Below are 13,890 nucleotides of genomic sequence, written 5' to 3' on the forward strand. Positions count from 1 at the left end.
TTTCATAGAATAGCGTTATTGGCATGAATTCACAGAATAGGTAGAAAATGAGTAAGCCGCAGTTTCATTGGGAAGACCCCCTCCTCTTGCAAGACCAATTGACCACCGAGGAACGCATGATTGCCGATGCGGCCCGTGAGTATGCTCAGGGGAAGCTGGCTCCGCGGGTGCATGAGGCCTATCGTTCCGAAACAACCGATCCCACTATCTTTCGAGAAATGGGCGAATTGGGCCTACTCGGAATTACCATTTCAGAAGAATACGGTGGCGCCAACCTCAATTACGTGTCCTATGGCCTCATTGCCCGCGAAATTGAACGAGTTGACTCTGGCTACCGTTCCATGATGAGTGTGCAGTCCTCACTAGTCATGGTACCAATCTATGAATTTGGTAGCGAGGCTCAAAAGCAGAAGTACCTACCCAAATTGGCCACGGGTGAATGGATCGGATGTTTTGGTCTCACAGAACCCAATTACGGCTCCGATGCGGGTGGCATGATCACACGCGCCAAGAAAGTTCCCGGGGGATTCTCGCTCACCGGTTCCAAGATGTGGATATCCAACTCCCCCATCGCTGATGTGTTTGTGGTTTGGGCCAAGAATGATGAAGATCAGATTCGGGGCTTCATTCTTGAAAAAGGCATGAAGGGCTTAAGCGCTCCAAAGATTACCGGTAAGCAAGGTTTGCGTGCCTCGATCACCGGTGAAATCGTGATGGATGAAGTATTTGTGCCCGCTGAAAATGAGTTCCCAGAAATTACGGGTCTGAAAGGGCCCTTCACTTGCCTGAACTCAGCACGTTATGGAATCTCGTGGGGCGTACTCGGTGCTGCGGAGTTTTGCTGGCACGCAGCGCGCCAATACACCTTAGATCGTAAACAGTTTGGCAGACCCCTTGCAGCCAATCAACTCGTCCAGAAAAAATTAGCCGATATGCAAACCGAGATTACCTTAGCACTGCAAGGCGTTCTCCGACTGGGGCGCATGAAGGATGAAGGAAGCGCTGCCCCTGAAATTACCTCCATCATGAAGCGCAACTCTTGTGGCAAATCGCTTGATATTGCACGCATGGCACGCGATATGTTGGGTGGCAATGGCATCTCGGATGAGTATGGCGTGATCCGCCACATGCTCAATCTTGAGGTGGTTAATACCTACGAAGGCACCCACGATATTCATGCTCTCATTTTGGGTCGAGCCCAAACGGGCATCCAGGCGTTTAGTTAGACTTTAAGAGTTGCTGCGCTAATTCGAGATAGCTCGCCTGCTGGGCACTTTTGACCGTTAGAGTGCGGGCCTTTTGATATTGGCTGAAGTTGCGAGCAATCGAATCCTGATACGCTGGATCGTAGTGCTGAATCAGTAATTCTTCAACTAATACTGGGTAGCGCCCCTCAGCGGCTAGTTGCTGCCATTTGGTAATTTGTTCCTTGCCATAGCGTTGCATCAAAAGACTGAGCAAACGACGCAGTTCATCATGATCACTTAAGAGATGGGCGTACTCCTCCATCAGCACATCGACTCGTACTGAACGATCTGCCTTGATTTCAACGCAATCCCCCTGCCGAATTTGATCCATCAGAGCATCTGGAATATGCAGGCAACCCACCTTCTTGCTCTCTGACTCCACATAAATGGTTTGATCAAAGGTAAATTGCCGCAACGCATTCCATAGGCGGCTTTCAAACATTTTCTGACTGGGTTGCGCTTGATTTGGCAGACCGCCAAGTACTGAACCACGATGGGCCGCGAGACCCTCGAGATCCAGAACTTGAGCATGAGCACTTAAGGCTTGTAATAAACGGGTTTTGCCACTTCCTGTAATGCCACAAATGACAGTGAACTTTGCGAGTGGCGCCCATCGCTCCAGATCAGCAATCACTTGGCGTCGATAGGCTTGATAACCACCTTGCAACTGCTGCGCCTTCCAACCGATGCGTTGCAAAATGTGGGCAAAGGCACCACTGCGCTCACCGCCCCGCCAGCAATAAACTAAGGGTCGCCACTCACGAGGATTTTGAATAAAGTGTTCTTGTAAATGACTTGCGATATTTTTAGCAACCAGCGCTGCACCTAATTTCTTGGCCGCAAAGGGTGACTCTTGCTTATACAGGGTGCCAACCGTGGCACGCTCTTCATTGTTTAATACTGGGCAATTAATTGCACCTGGAATATGATCAAGTGCGTACTCAGCAGGTGAGCGTGCATCGATGATGCAATCAAATTGATCTAAATCCTGACCCAATACCTCGGGCGAGAGTAATGCTGAACTCAACGTAGTCCTAAGTTTTGCTTAATTGGTTCTGGCCACGGTGAAGGACGATTGGTCTTGAGGTTAACCCACACCAAGGTTGCGCCACCAGCTGCACACAGCTCTTCTGGATTGCTAGCAAGCGACATGAGGTTATAGGTATCCACACTGGTCCGCCCCACTTTACCAATATAGGTACGTACGACGATATCGGCTGGGTAGCTCACTTGGGCATAGAAATTACAAAACGCATTTGCAATTAAGGCGCCGCCTTCATCATGATGCGCACCGAATCCAAAGGACTCAATCCAATGAATACGGCCTTGCTCCATGTACCGAAAGTAAAGCGTATTGTTCACGTGACCAAATGCATCCATATCACCCCAGCGTAATGGAATGACGGTTTCATGAACAAATTTCTTATCAGCAGGAATTTCAATGCGCATGGTTGAGGAGATCTTAATGACAAAGCAAAGCGCTAGTTTACCCCCAGGCTTATGCTTCCATCCGTATTTGGGCGCGCAGATCCCGGTAGAACTGAGGCCGTGCATCAAGAGGTACGAAGATGCCAATTGGCATTTCTTTGCTTCTCTCCTCCACCCGAATTAAGCGCTTACCACTCTTCTCTTGCGTGAGCGTTAGCCAACGGGTATTAAATACATGGCGTTGAATCTTTCCACCAATATTCTTCTCAATCTTTAGGGCCGTGCCATCGATGGCAATTGACTCATAATCGAGCGCATGCCGTGCGTAGACGAGCAGCGCAATACCGAGCACCGTTAATTCAATCACGGTGAAGATTAAAATCATCCAAACCCCATGAAGCAAGAAGTAGGTGGCAATAAACGATGAAAACAGAAACATCGATAGATAAAAATAGCCAACCTGGCGTGGCGTGAACGAACAATTTCGTTTCGTGTGCCACGTACGCATAGAAATTATTTTGCTAAGAGAGCATTGGCGTATCGATCCATGGATCGCGCCAAATCCAAATCAAGTTTTGTGAGACCGCCTGCGTCATGGGTCGAGAGCGTAACCTCAACCCGATTCCAAACATTAAACCACTCGGGATGATGATTCATTTGCTCAGCCATCAACGCGCATTGAGTCATGAATGCAAAGGCTTCCTTGAAATCCTTAAACTGATACGAACGGGTGATGGCATCTCGATTGGCCACCATCGACCATTGCGCCAAATCAGTAGCTAGAGCCAAGCGCTCGTCTGAACTAAGAAGGCTTGCCATTGAAATGCTTAGGAGTTTTGTAGGGCGAGTTGATACAAAAAGGTTGAGCGTGCACCCGAGCGGCAAAAGGCTAAGATCGGCTGCGGCATTGCTTTGAGGAGCTTGGCCATCTCTACCACTTGCTCGGGAGTAATTGCACCACTCACAACCGGCAAGTAGGCATATTCCAGACCGTGCTCTTTAGCCATCGCAGCGATCGAGGCATTGCTGGGCTGCTCAGGGCCCTCCTCACCATCAGGACGATTATTAATAATGCTCTTGTAGCCCTGCTTTGCAATTTGAGCAACATCCGTAGGCTCAATTTGACCAGCGGTTCCAAAATTGGGGTTATGGCATGAAATATGAACGCTCATACGATCCTTACAAATATCACATCAAGAATTTAAACAGACTTTTTCTGGGTTCGCTCGAACAGCCACATCCCCGCAACCATGGCGATGACAAAAACTAAGGCCTTCATTTCACCGGAACCGAGAGAAACCAGCGCGGGTCCTGGACAAAAACCAGCCAGTCCCCAACCCACTCCAAACATGGCGCTACCAATGATTAAGGGCCGATCAATGTCGCGCCGAGTTGGAATATGCATTGCGCCACCCAAAAAACTTTGGGTGCGTTTCTTGGCTAAATAGAAGGCAACTAAACCAACCAGTACCGCCCCGCCCATCACAAAAATGAGGGATGGATCCCAATTACCAGCCAGATCAAGGAAGGCCAAAATTTTGGCAGGATTGGTCATCCCTGAAATCATTAGACCAAGACCAAACAAAACGCCGATGAGATACTCACTGCCGTTTGAAAAGAAGGATTGATTTTGATTCATCGCCTTAGATCCAATGCCGTACGAGATACACCACTAAGAATCCGCAACCCATAAAAGTGAGGGTCGCAAGCAAGGAGCGTGGCGATAAGCGCGATAAGCCACAAATACCATGACCACTAGTGCAACCCGATCCATAGCGAGCACCAAAGCCTACCAATAAACCAGCCACGATGAGCGTGATGTAATCCGCATCAATGACCGCGGTCGTGTTCATCTGCAATACATACTTCCCCCACAAAGGGGCAGTTAATAAGCCCAACACAAAACTGGCACGCCATAACCAATCGCTTTTCTTGGGACCAAGCAGGCCACCCAAAATGCCACTGATTCCGAGAATGCGGCCGTTGATGAGAACGTATAGCGCAGCCGCAATTCCTAACAAAATGCCGCCTGCTAATGCGGGCCCTGGGGTAAAGGATGTCCAATCGATTGTCATGACATCATTTTAATACTTAACAGGGTTTTGGACTCATGCGCCACTGTAAGTATTGAAGCCCCAAATAGCCTCCCAAGAAAAATCCAGGGAGCGCAATAAATGCATTAAGTGCCAGAGTTGAAATCCCACTCAAGCCCTGCCCGACCGTGCACCCCATCGCGGTGACTCCACCAAATCCCATCAGTGCAGCACCCACGAGATGATTGGCTGTATCTTCCACACCCCGAAATGCCTCCCAACGAAAACGCTTGGTGATGATGGCGCTAATCGCCGAGCCAGCAATCATGCCCAAGACCGCCACAATCCCAATCGTGAGTACTTTGGATTTATCGCTCGTGAACATTAACCAATCCAAAGAATAGGCATACGGCGCCACAAATGAGAGGCTTTCCATCCGACCCGAGTTCGTCACCAAGAAGGCTTCTTGCAAAGTATTGGGGTCCTCTTCAAGATGCGCAAAGTGCCCAGATACCCACCAAATGGCGGTAATCGCCAGACCAACCCCGACGCCTGCTAGAAGATTCTCAACACTCCAAAACGATTTCTTTAGGAGCGCGTAGGCAATGAAGGCGCCACCAATCACAATCGACAGAATCCAGCGCAATTGCTCTTTACCCATGCCAACACTCGCTGAGAGAACGCTGGGCAAATCCTGTGTGGTTTGAAGATTCAATGCCACCTGATCGATGGAATTGGTTCTTAGGACTCCTAAAAATCCACGCATGGTCATATAGGCAACGAGTCCCAACACAATAAACACCACGATGGATTTCAAATTACCGCTACCGATCCGAACCAGAGTTTTGCTACCGCACCCCGATGCCAGAACCATCCCGATCCCAAATAGAACGCTACCAATGAAGGTAGACAAATAGAGCACGCGATTACCGGTATAGAGGGATTTGGTGACATCAATCCATCCAAGGTGGGACATCGTAGCAACCCCCAGTATTGCGATGCCAATGGCTAAGCACCATTGGCGCATACGAGACCAATCCTCCATGAGGAGGCCATCGGATACGGCGCCAAGCGTACAAAAGTTCGTGCGCTGCATGATGGCACCCAACACTGCAGTGATGGCAAAGGTAATCAGCAAAGCCTGACTACCCAGAGAGCGAATCTGCTCTGGTGATAAATCAGTCATGGTGATTCCTAAGGTTTAAATTTGTAGTATTGCTGGTTGAGGTAAGCGACTACGTCCGCTTCATCCTCTGGGAATAGATCAAGGCGCAACTCGGTATTGCAACGTGCGACCATCACCTTCAAGCGATCCAAGCCCTTCACCCGACGATCTTTGCGGGTGTAAATCAAGGTGCCATCACCCAAGCCAGACTTCTCAGCGTGGCATTGATAGCACTTGGTATCTTCAATCTTCTTGCCATTGGCAAGGTTGGGCGCCGCCATGGCAGGCTGCGCGACTAATCCGCCCAAGACACTAATGAGAATTGCTAAGGTCGATAAAGTCTTCATAGTCTCAATATATATTAATTTCAGAAGTTGTGATTCTATCGGACTAAATCAAAAAACTACAGTAAAATCATGATTTTAAATGCAAAAATCAAGATTATTCGGTAATACTGATATAAGCAAAAGTTATAAAGCTATTCGCAATTATGGTCGTATATAGGCGTATTTATCCTTAAATTGCAGGTCAGCAATGCGAACCACGCCTGAAGGGGTGAACTCGGCATCCAGGATAAATTGATCACGCTTGAGGTTGCGGTTACGCAAAGTGATCTCGCAGACCTCAAAACGTACGCCGCGCGACTTTAAGGCCGCAACGAGTGGCGCATATTCGGTCCCACTTTTATCCTTGCCACCTTCCATCAGGATATCAACCCCATTGGCATGGGTCACCACAATAATTTTGGTTTGTGGTGAGACATCGAGGTGATTACGAATATTCCGCAAGCCTTTTAAACCCTGGGTGGCAGCATCATCGATGTGATAAACCACCCGGGTTGGTTCGGCACTAGCTAAATTAGAGCCAATGGATAGGCCGATGGCTAGAAAGCCCATCAATACTGCGCGAATGAATGCTTTCATACCACCCTCCAGTTCAAAAGGAACGACTAGATTGGGGCCATCCCCGGATTACCTTTAACGCCTTTGATGACGGGCTCATTGAGCTTGACCGCCTTAATGGTTTTGACTTCCCGCAAATGCCGCGCCATTAAATCCCAAATGGCTTCGCCACCGGCATTCTTAGCCTCTTCTGAAACTGGCGCCCAGCCAGCTACTTTGTAGGTCTTACCTGCTTCAATCAGATTGCCATTCAGACGCATCTCGGAGATGCGCTTGCCAGCGCCACCCGCTGGATCAATCGTGTATTGCAAGCCACCAACCCGAACCATATCGCCACCCTGTTGGTAGTAAGGATCAGGGTTGAATAAGTTATCAGCCACGTCTTCTAATACTGTTTTGATCATCTCGCCACTCATATTGGTGACCGTGGTGTAGGGATAGGTAATCGCGGTTTGATCGAGCAGATGCTCCATGGTGATGGACTCACCAGGCAATAAAGAGGTACCCCAGCGAAAGCCCGGTGAGAATGAGATCTCTGCATTCTTTTGCTTTAAGAGACCATCTAAGATCACTTGATCAAAACTACCATTGAAGTTACCACGGCGATACAAGAGGCCATCGGTCACTGCGAGCTTCTCAGCAAGCTTAGACTCATATGGCGCCCGAATCTTCTTTATTAAGGCACTCATTCCTGCGTCTGCGGGTAATAAGTTGGAGAACACAGGCAAAAGTTTGTAGCGGAAGTCGGTCACTTTGCCGCCCTTCACATCAAAATCCAAAACGCCCAAGAACTTACCGTTTGATCCAGCATTGGTAACTAAGGTGACGCCACCAGGATTTTTCACTTTAACGGGTGCTGGCACGCCATCGTGCGTATGGCCGCCCATGATGGCATCAATACCCCGTACGCGGGAGGCCATCTTTAAATCCACATCCATACCATTGTGCGAGAGAACCACAACGACTTTTGCACCCTTCGCACGCGCTTCATCAACCACCTTTTGCATATTCTCTTCTTGAATACCAAAGGTCCAGTTGGGCGTGAAATACCGCGGGTTCGCAATCGGTGTGTAGGGGAATGCTTGGCCAACTACGGCAACCTGAACACCATTCATGGTCTTCATCGCATACGGTGCAAAGACCGCATCGCCAAAGTCGGCGGTCTTAATGTTTTGTGCCACAAACGAGACCTTGCCCCGGAAATCCTTCTCCACAATCTCCATGACGCGCTTCTCACCCAAGGTCATTTCCCAATGGGGGGTCATTACGTCCACACCCATCGCTAGACAGGCATCCACCATATCCTGACCGTTGGTCCAAAGCGCAGTTCCTGAGCCCTGCCAGGTATCACCACCATCGAGCAATAAGGCACCAGGACGGTTAGCCTTGATTTGTTTGACCAAGGTGGAGAGATGAGCAAAGCCGCCCACCTTGCCATAGGTCTTCGCAGCAGCAGCAAAGTCTAAATAGGTAAAGGCATGGGCATCGCGCGTTCCAGGTTTCACCCCATAGAACTTCAATAGATACTCACCCACTAAATGAGGTGGCTTGCCCTCCTGAGCGCCAATGCCTAAATTGACATTGGGTTCACGAAAGTAGATTGGGAGCAATTGCGCATGGCAATCGGTAAAGTGTAAGAAATGCACATTGCCAAACTTTGGCAGGTCATAAAACTTCTGTGCAGCACTTTGAGCATGAGAAAAATTGGACTGCAAGCTCATCCCACCAGCCGACGCCACCGCAAGGGCTTGTAGAAACTCCCGTCTACTAAAAGACATAAAACTCCTTAGAAATTGGTTTACTGATTAACGGGGGAGTTCGGATCTAATAACAGAGCCATCACGTCTTGCATTTGCTTCTCGGTCAATAAGTTGAAGTGACCAAAGCGCGGCATATTGCTGCACACGTTATAAGCCTTGGAGTTATAAATCCGATTCCAGGTATAGGTCACAACTTCCTTGCTGTAACCGCGTAACTTGCCGTAGTTCCAGAGGCTTGGGCCAATGTTTCCATAGGAAAGTTCTGCTTTATTAATTTGATGGCAGTTATAGCAACCACCACCATTCGCAGCATCGGCTTTATCGGTCCAGGTTGCGCCGCGACCACTCTGTGCAACTCGCTCACCGGCCTTCCAATCGCCGATGTATTTGCCATCAGCTGGTTGCTTAATGGTCGCCATATTGGCTTTCTGAATCGACTCAGCCTGCTTGGGGTTGCCCTTGCCTGCCAATACCGCAGGATCCGAGCAATACTTTTGTGCAGCATCTTGCTTCAGACGATCAACCGATGCAATTCCAACACTACGAAAGCTGTCTTGCATCATCTTGTCAAACTTTGCATCAGCTAAGGCAGAACCCATGGGCAAGGCCAATAAAGTTGCTGCTGTAATTAGATATTTATTATTCATATTGTTTTCTCCAGCGATTAGCGTTTCAAACCAGGGGCAGCCATCTTGCCGCCATTTGCCGTGACTGCCATATACATCGAGACCGCAATCGTGTCATCGGATATATAGATTGGCTCTGGGAAACGTTGCTGACGATAACAATCGTTCAAACGGTATTGCATGGTCCAGAAGGTACCGCTTGATACGCGATACGCTGGCCAAGCACCCCAACCAAGCGCTGCGCCCTTTTGTTGGGTTAAATCAGGTAAATCTTGCAAGCGAATCCGCTTACCAGGATCAGCATGGCAGGATGCGCAGGAGAAATCCATCGGACCGGCTTGATAGAAGAATGACTTCTTACCAAGCTCGTACATTTCTTTTTCTTTGGGATGTTTCACGGAAACATTGATGGTTGCGCCTTTGGAGTTAGCAACTACATAAGCAACAATCGCCTCAACGTCTTTGCGCTTACCTTTTCCAAAGCTACCAGCAATGATTTCTTTGCCGTCAAAGCCTTGCAGGCGCTCCATACAGGTCACAATACGTGACTCAAGATCTTGGACTTTATTGGTGTCTTTAAAGTACTTAGGCAGCACCGCATAAACGCCCTTGACAACGCCAGGCCCTAGACCTAAATCGCATTTTTCAAGAGTGGCATTCTTAGGGCCCATGGCTTTCTTCCACAGTTCCTCGCCAGCCATTTCATACAAATCAGAGGGATTACCATCGGCAATCATTGCACGGTACTTCTCAATCTCAGCCGTTGGCGCACCTGCTGGCGCAGCAGAAGCTGCTGCCTGTGGAGCCGGTGCGGGTGCCGCTGCTTTTTTGGGCGGCTCAAGCGTAGTACATGCTTGCAGAACAAATAGCGATGACACAATCAGTGCCCCGCGAGTCCAATGTTGTCTCATGATATCCCTCTTATTGTTATTGATCAGTGAAGTACAAACTACGGCTTACGAAACGGTTGCCTCATCGGTTCGCTTACCACCTTTGTTATCAACCCAGGTCACGGTTACTTTTTCACCTTTGGCACCCTTGTACTTGAAGTTCAAGAATGGGTCCTTAGATACTGCTGGGCCAAACTCACCCACGAACACATCTTTACCATTGGCTTTTGCTGTTACGGTGCTGATAAACCATGCTGGAATCGCCTTGCCGGACGCATCTTTGCGTTGACCAGTTTCCATATCATGTTTCATTAGGATTTTGACATCCACTACACCGCCGCTCTCGGTTGCTCGTACGCGCATCGGATCTGACATTTTGCTTCCTCTCTAATTCGTTAAATAAGTAATCGACTATTCGGTTTAATCATTAACCGCCGCAACCACCCAGGGTTACCTTCACTTCTTTCACCGCCACGCTCCACTTGTTATCGGCTTTCACTAAAGCGTAGACATTGGAGGTTTGACCCATCTTGATACGGGTTGTGACAAATGGCTCGGTACCGGCTGGAATAAAGAACTGAGCAGCAAGTGCGCTGGGGTTCTTATCAACCAAAATTGCCATTTGCTGGGCCTTGAGGGTGGTGTTAATACCAACAGGAACCACGGCGCCGTTCTCAGCAATATCGGGAGCAATCATCGTAATTGCGGCCGAGGTCTCTGGCTTACCAGCACCTAATACTTTGAACACGTCATCCAAAGTTTTACCTTCGAAGGCGGCCTTGTTCCACTCTTGCGCTTGTGCGGGAGTAATCAAACCTGCTGAAGCCATCAAGCCAAAAATGGCTGAGTATTTCAGTACATCACGTCGTTGCATATCCATAAAAACTCCTTGTTATCAACTGCTTCTCATTAGTTGTTGCTTACCTAAAACTATAAAGCGAGTAGGGCATTACCTTCGTTAGTAATAACCCCTAATTTCCTACGAAATTCTTATTTTGCTCCACTCAAGATCCATTGCACAATCGCTTTGTTATCGGCGTCCGATAACTGCGCTTGAGCAGGCATTGGAATCGGACCCCAAACACCTGATCCACCTGCCTTGACCTTCTTCTCTAACTTCGCTTGAGCATCGGCTTGACCTTTGTATTTATTAGCAATATCTGCCAACGACGGGCCAACACCTTTAGCCGCGGGAGCATGGCATGCAGCGCAACCATTCTTCTTGAAGAGCTCTCCTGGCGAGGCATAGACCGCACCTGCAAATAGAGCCGCCGAACTAAGCACTGCCATTTTTCCAACTAAATTACGAACTTTCATATTGTTCCTTTATTTCAAGTGTTAACTAATCTTATTTGCCGCCGTTTAACATCCACTGCACCAAGGTCTTATTGTCAGCATCCGAGAGCTGTGGTTGAGCGGGCATTGGAATTGCACCCCAAACACCTGCACCACCCGCCTTCACCTTCTTCTCAAGCAATGCTTGTGCATTGGCAACGCCTTTGTATTTATTGGCAACATCAGCGATCGATGGACCCACTAATTTCGCTGCAGGCGCATGGCAAGCCGAGCAATTTTCTTTCTTGAATAAATCCGCAGGCCCTGCTGCTTTCGGTGCCGCAGCGCTTGCAGTCGATACCATCATCATGCCGGCAGATGGCAAAGCAGATAACGGTGGTTTGGTGGTATCAACTCCGCGATACGGACCATACTCTCGGTTTTGCTCTGCCAGGTTATTGTGCGCATTACGAGCGTAGTCAGGTAAGACCGATCCAATCGCAACGTGTTGGGCGCAATTGGTCATACAAGCCGTATTTTTTACATCGGGTGTACCCTTCACGGTCCATAAGCCATGTTTCTGGGTCATGCCATTGCGATTAGGCATCATGCCTTGCACTTGCGCAATATTTTTGTTCGAGAGTACAAAGTCATCCGGAACCACTTCACTCAAGTTCAGCATGAAAGCCACTAGTGCATAGGTCTCGTCTGGAGTGAGCGACCGAGGTGCGTTCCATGGCATGGCGCGATATACGTAATCCCACAGTGTTGAGATTGTGGCCACCTTCATGATTGTGGTCCGCTGCGGTTGCTTCTCACTCGTCAGCGATGCTACACGGCCGGTTTTAACATCATCCTTTGTGGTTCCACCGGCAATCGGTGTAAAGACCTCATTGGATTCGCCAAATGTGCCGTGACAGCTTGCACACTGTTTCTCCCAGAGCGCCTGCCCCTTTGCTACCGAGCCCGATCCGGGTGGTAAGCCCTTAAAGTCAGGGCGCACATCAATATCCCAGGCTGCTACTTCTGCAGGGGTCGCATTACGTCCCATATTCATATAGGGTTTTGGTTTGCTTACTGCTGGAGTCGCTTGAGCAGATTGCGCCTGCACAGCACCGCTTGAGAAAACAGTGGTGGCAACTACCACGCTTGCAAGAATGGGTTTCATCAAAACATTAGCCGACTTGAACATTGCTGACCTCGCCATTAGTATCAACCTTCCACGATTGAATTGCATTGTTGTGATAGATCGAGCGCGTACCGCGTACGGCTCGTAATTGACGAATGGTGGGTTGTACATAACCCGTGTCATCGATCGCACGCGATTGCATGATGGTGGGTGAACCATCCCAAACCCAATCAATGTTAAAGCGCGTCAGAGCCTTCGTCAGGATGGGGGTCTCAAGCCGTGCCGTACGCCAATTGTTGCCACCATCAAACGAGACATCCACGCGCTTGATCTTGCCACGACCCGACCACGCCAAACCGCTCACGTTGTAGTAACCCTTATCAAAGAGTTGCTGACCACCCGATGGTGTGGTGATGACGGATTTGCATTCCTGAATCGAGGTGTATTGACGATGCAGACCATCTGGCATCAAGTCAATGTAGTGAATCGCTTCATCCTTGGTGGCGTATTTCATATCACCGACCTCAATCCGGCGCAACCACTTCACCCAACTGACGCCCTGCACACCCGGCACAACCAGACGAATTGGGAAGCCATTCTCAGGGCGCAGCATCTCGCCGTTCATACTCCAGGCTACCATCACATCATCAAGCGCCATCTCCATCGAGATGGTACGGGTCATACCCGAGCCGTCGCCACCCTCGGCCAAAATATACTTGCCCTTCTTGAGATCAGCGCCACAAATATCCAAGAGTGTTGAAAGCGGCACGCCCGTGAACTCGCAGCATGACAACATGCCATGGGTATATTGCACGGTGGGTACGGCCACATTGCCCCACTCTAAGCCCGTGTTCGCACCGCACTCAATAAAGTGAATGCGCGATACTGATGGCAGTCGTAAGAGATCGTTCATCGTGAATACTTTTTCATTCTTCACGAGGCCGTTAATCATTAGGCGATGCTTATTAGGATCAATGTTGTACCAACCCTGATGGTGGCGCTCAAAGTGCAAACCATTTGGTGTAATGATCCCAAACAGCCCTTGCAGTGGTGTGAACGCAACCGATGCTGCCGATACGCGAGTTAATCCAGGTGACTCGCGACGGATTAAGTTCTTTTCATAAATGGATGGCGTGCCATAGGGCTCGGTGGCCACGTTCTTACCCAGAGTTGTTTGCCAAATTTGCTTCTCCAGAATCGCTGGATCGCCCTGGGGATTTGCAAGAGCCAGGCCGCTGCCTGCAGCACCTACACCACCGAGGGCCGCCATGAAACTCTTGCGCAGAAATCCGCGACGGGTCTCATCAGCACCATGTTGGTTGATTTCAGCAATTGCCTCTTGCGATAGGAAGTTCTCGGGTGCCTTCCGAATAAGATTCGGGGTACCGAGGGATTGCATGGTTTTGGTTCGTTCACTCATATTCATCAAGGATTA

The 13,890-nt window shown here is 49.2% G+C and carries 19 protein-coding genes; 1 reads left to right on the plus strand and 18 read right to left on the minus strand.

The genetic code is table 11. From position 1 onward, the window contains the following. Positions 1 to 47: 47 nt before the first annotated feature. A complete protein-coding gene (locus tag AOC32_RS05000; RefSeq protein ID WP_108508429.1) occupies positions 48 to 1,226 on the plus strand; it encodes an acyl-CoA dehydrogenase in 1,179 nt (392 codons plus the stop codon). Here the strand turns inward: AOC32_RS05000 and mnmH are convergent. The 18 genes from mnmH to soxC all read right to left on the minus strand — a co-directional run bounded on the left by mnmH (position 1,219) and on the right by soxC (position 13,875). Next, on the minus strand, positions 1,219 to 2,274 hold the full coding sequence (gene mnmH, locus AOC32_RS05005; RefSeq protein ID WP_108508430.1) for a tRNA 2-selenouridine(34) synthase MnmH: 1,056 nt from the start codon (positions 2,272 to 2,274) through the stop codon (positions 1,219 to 1,221). The two genes, AOC32_RS05000 and mnmH, sit on opposite strands and share 8 nt — an antisense overlap. After that, on the minus strand, positions 2,271 to 2,696 hold the full coding sequence (locus AOC32_RS05010; protein WP_108508431.1) for an acyl-CoA thioesterase: 426 nt from the start codon (positions 2,694 to 2,696) through the stop codon (positions 2,271 to 2,273). Before AOC32_RS05010 ends, mnmH begins: the two co-directional genes overlap by 4 nt. Positions 2,697 to 2,745: 49 nt before the next feature. After that, on the minus strand, positions 2,746 to 3,183 hold the full coding sequence (locus AOC32_RS05015) for a DUF2244 domain-containing protein (RefSeq protein WP_108508432.1): 438 nt from the start codon (positions 3,181 to 3,183) through the stop codon (positions 2,746 to 2,748). A gap of 5 nt (positions 3,184 to 3,188) precedes the next feature. Then, on the minus strand, positions 3,189 to 3,494 hold the full coding sequence (locus AOC32_RS05020) for a 4a-hydroxytetrahydrobiopterin dehydratase (protein ID WP_108508433.1): 306 nt from the start codon (positions 3,492 to 3,494) through the stop codon (positions 3,189 to 3,191). A gap of 8 nt (positions 3,495 to 3,502) precedes the next feature. Then, entirely contained in the window at positions 3,503 to 3,847 is a 345-nt protein-coding gene (locus AOC32_RS05025; protein ID WP_108508434.1) for a TIGR01244 family sulfur transferase, read from the minus strand. Positions 3,848 to 3,876: 29 nt separating this feature from the next. Continuing rightward, the gene (locus tag AOC32_RS05030; RefSeq protein WP_108508435.1) at positions 3,877 to 4,314 is read right to left on the minus strand and encodes a YeeE/YedE family protein; all 438 of its coding nucleotides are present in this window, start codon (positions 4,312 to 4,314) and stop codon (positions 3,877 to 3,879) included. 4 nt (positions 4,315 to 4,318) lie between these two features. Continuing rightward, positions 4,319 to 4,750, minus strand: coding sequence for a YeeE/YedE family protein (locus tag AOC32_RS05035; RefSeq protein ID WP_108508436.1), 432 nt, complete (start codon positions 4,748 to 4,750; stop codon positions 4,319 to 4,321). A 16-nt stretch (positions 4,751 to 4,766) separates the two neighbouring features. Continuing rightward, positions 4,767 to 5,894, minus strand: a complete 1,128-nt coding sequence (locus AOC32_RS05040) for a YeeE/YedE family protein (RefSeq protein WP_108508437.1) — start codon at positions 5,892 to 5,894, stop codon at positions 4,767 to 4,769. 8 nt (positions 5,895 to 5,902) lie between these two features. Then, on the minus strand, positions 5,903 to 6,220 hold the full coding sequence (locus AOC32_RS05045) for a cytochrome c family protein (RefSeq protein WP_199908480.1): 318 nt from the start codon (positions 6,218 to 6,220) through the stop codon (positions 5,903 to 5,905). A gap of 141 nt (positions 6,221 to 6,361) precedes the next feature. Next, entirely contained in the window at positions 6,362 to 6,769 is a 408-nt protein-coding gene (locus tag AOC32_RS05050; protein WP_234409834.1) for a DsrE family protein, read from the minus strand. 53 nt (positions 6,770 to 6,822) lie between these two features. Continuing rightward, positions 6,823 to 8,553: a thiosulfohydrolase SoxB gene (gene soxB / locus AOC32_RS05055; RefSeq protein WP_108508439.1), complete on the minus strand. Its 1,731-nt coding sequence runs from the start codon at positions 8,551 to 8,553 to the stop codon at positions 6,823 to 6,825. A gap of 20 nt (positions 8,554 to 8,573) precedes the next feature. Then, entirely contained in the window at positions 8,574 to 9,182 is a 609-nt protein-coding gene (soxX, locus tag AOC32_RS05060; protein WP_108508440.1) for a sulfur oxidation c-type cytochrome SoxX, read from the minus strand. 17 nt (positions 9,183 to 9,199) lie between these two features. Next, positions 9,200 to 10,072, minus strand: coding sequence for a sulfur oxidation c-type cytochrome SoxA (gene soxA / locus AOC32_RS05065; protein ID WP_108508441.1), 873 nt, complete (start codon positions 10,070 to 10,072; stop codon positions 9,200 to 9,202). 45 nt (positions 10,073 to 10,117) lie between these two features. Next, positions 10,118 to 10,426, minus strand: a complete 309-nt coding sequence (soxZ, locus tag AOC32_RS05070) for a thiosulfate oxidation carrier complex protein SoxZ (protein WP_108508442.1) — start codon at positions 10,424 to 10,426, stop codon at positions 10,118 to 10,120. A gap of 52 nt (positions 10,427 to 10,478) precedes the next feature. Beyond that, positions 10,479 to 10,931: a thiosulfate oxidation carrier protein SoxY gene (gene soxY, locus AOC32_RS05075; protein ID WP_108508443.1), complete on the minus strand. Its 453-nt coding sequence runs from the start codon at positions 10,929 to 10,931 to the stop codon at positions 10,479 to 10,481. Positions 10,932 to 11,041: 110 nt separating this feature from the next. Then, positions 11,042 to 11,368, minus strand: coding sequence for a c-type cytochrome (locus AOC32_RS05080; protein ID WP_108508444.1), 327 nt, complete (start codon positions 11,366 to 11,368; stop codon positions 11,042 to 11,044). A 31-nt stretch (positions 11,369 to 11,399) separates the two neighbouring features. Continuing rightward, complete coding sequence (locus tag AOC32_RS05085) at positions 11,400 to 12,494, minus strand: c-type cytochrome (RefSeq protein WP_108509344.1); 1,095 nt, start codon at positions 12,492 to 12,494, stop codon at positions 11,400 to 11,402. A gap of 7 nt (positions 12,495 to 12,501) precedes the next feature. Then, positions 12,502 to 13,875, minus strand: a complete 1,374-nt coding sequence (soxC, locus tag AOC32_RS05090) for a sulfite dehydrogenase (protein WP_199908481.1) — start codon at positions 13,873 to 13,875, stop codon at positions 12,502 to 12,504. Positions 13,876 to 13,890 lie beyond the last annotated feature (15 nt).

This window comes from Polynucleobacter acidiphobus (assembly GCF_003065385.1).
In the GTDB taxonomy this organism is placed as follows: domain Bacteria; phylum Pseudomonadota; class Gammaproteobacteria; order Burkholderiales; family Burkholderiaceae; genus Polynucleobacter; species Polynucleobacter acidiphobus.

Excerpts from the sequence above, each read along its gene's own strand:
- AOC32_RS05000 (WP_108508429.1), top strand. The coding sequence starts at position 48 with ATGAGTAAGCCGCAGTTTCATTGGGAAGACCCCCTCCTCTTGCAAGAC.
- AOC32_RS05010 (WP_108508431.1), bottom strand. The coding sequence starts at position 2,696 with ATGCGCATTGAAATTCCTGCTGATAAGAAATTTGTTCATGAAACCGTC.
- AOC32_RS05015 (WP_108508432.1), bottom strand. The coding sequence starts at position 3,183 with ATGCGTACGTGGCACACGAAACGAAATTGTTCGTTCACGCCACGCCAG.
- AOC32_RS05020 (WP_108508433.1), bottom strand. The coding sequence starts at position 3,494 with ATGGCAAGCCTTCTTAGTTCAGACGAGCGCTTGGCTCTAGCTACTGAT.
- AOC32_RS05025 (WP_108508434.1), bottom strand. The coding sequence starts at position 3,847 with ATGAGCGTTCATATTTCATGCCATAACCCCAATTTTGGAACCGCTGGT.
- AOC32_RS05030 (WP_108508435.1), bottom strand. The coding sequence starts at position 4,314 with ATGAATCAAAATCAATCCTTCTTTTCAAACGGCAGTGAGTATCTCATC.
- AOC32_RS05035 (WP_108508436.1), bottom strand. The coding sequence starts at position 4,750 with ATGACAATCGATTGGACATCCTTTACCCCAGGGCCCGCATTAGCAGGC.
- AOC32_RS05040 (WP_108508437.1), bottom strand. The coding sequence starts at position 5,894 with ATGACTGATTTATCACCAGAGCAGATTCGCTCTCTGGGTAGTCAGGCT.
- AOC32_RS05045 (WP_199908480.1), bottom strand. The coding sequence starts at position 6,220 with ATGAAGACTTTATCGACCTTAGCAATTCTCATTAGTGTCTTGGGCGGA.
- AOC32_RS05050 (WP_234409834.1), bottom strand. The coding sequence starts at position 6,769 with ATGGGCTTTCTAGCCATCGGCCTATCCATTGGCTCTAATTTAGCTAGT.
- soxB (WP_108508439.1), bottom strand. The coding sequence starts at position 8,553 with ATGTCTTTTAGTAGACGGGAGTTTCTACAAGCCCTTGCGGTGGCGTCG.
- soxX (WP_108508440.1), bottom strand. The coding sequence starts at position 9,182 with ATGAATAATAAATATCTAATTACAGCAGCAACTTTATTGGCCTTGCCC.
- soxA (WP_108508441.1), bottom strand. The coding sequence starts at position 10,072 with ATGAGACAACATTGGACTCGCGGGGCACTGATTGTGTCATCGCTATTT.
- soxZ (WP_108508442.1), bottom strand. The coding sequence starts at position 10,426 with ATGTCAGATCCGATGCGCGTACGAGCAACCGAGAGCGGCGGTGTAGTG.
- soxY (WP_108508443.1), bottom strand. The coding sequence starts at position 10,931 with ATGGATATGCAACGACGTGATGTACTGAAATACTCAGCCATTTTTGGC.
- AOC32_RS05080 (WP_108508444.1), bottom strand. The coding sequence starts at position 11,368 with ATGAAAGTTCGTAATTTAGTTGGAAAAATGGCAGTGCTTAGTTCGGCG.
- AOC32_RS05085 (WP_108509344.1), bottom strand. The coding sequence starts at position 12,494 with ATGAAACCCATTCTTGCAAGCGTGGTAGTTGCCACCACTGTTTTCTCA.
- soxC (WP_199908481.1), bottom strand. The coding sequence starts at position 13,875 with ATGAGTGAACGAACCAAAACCATGCAATCCCTCGGTACCCCGAATCTT.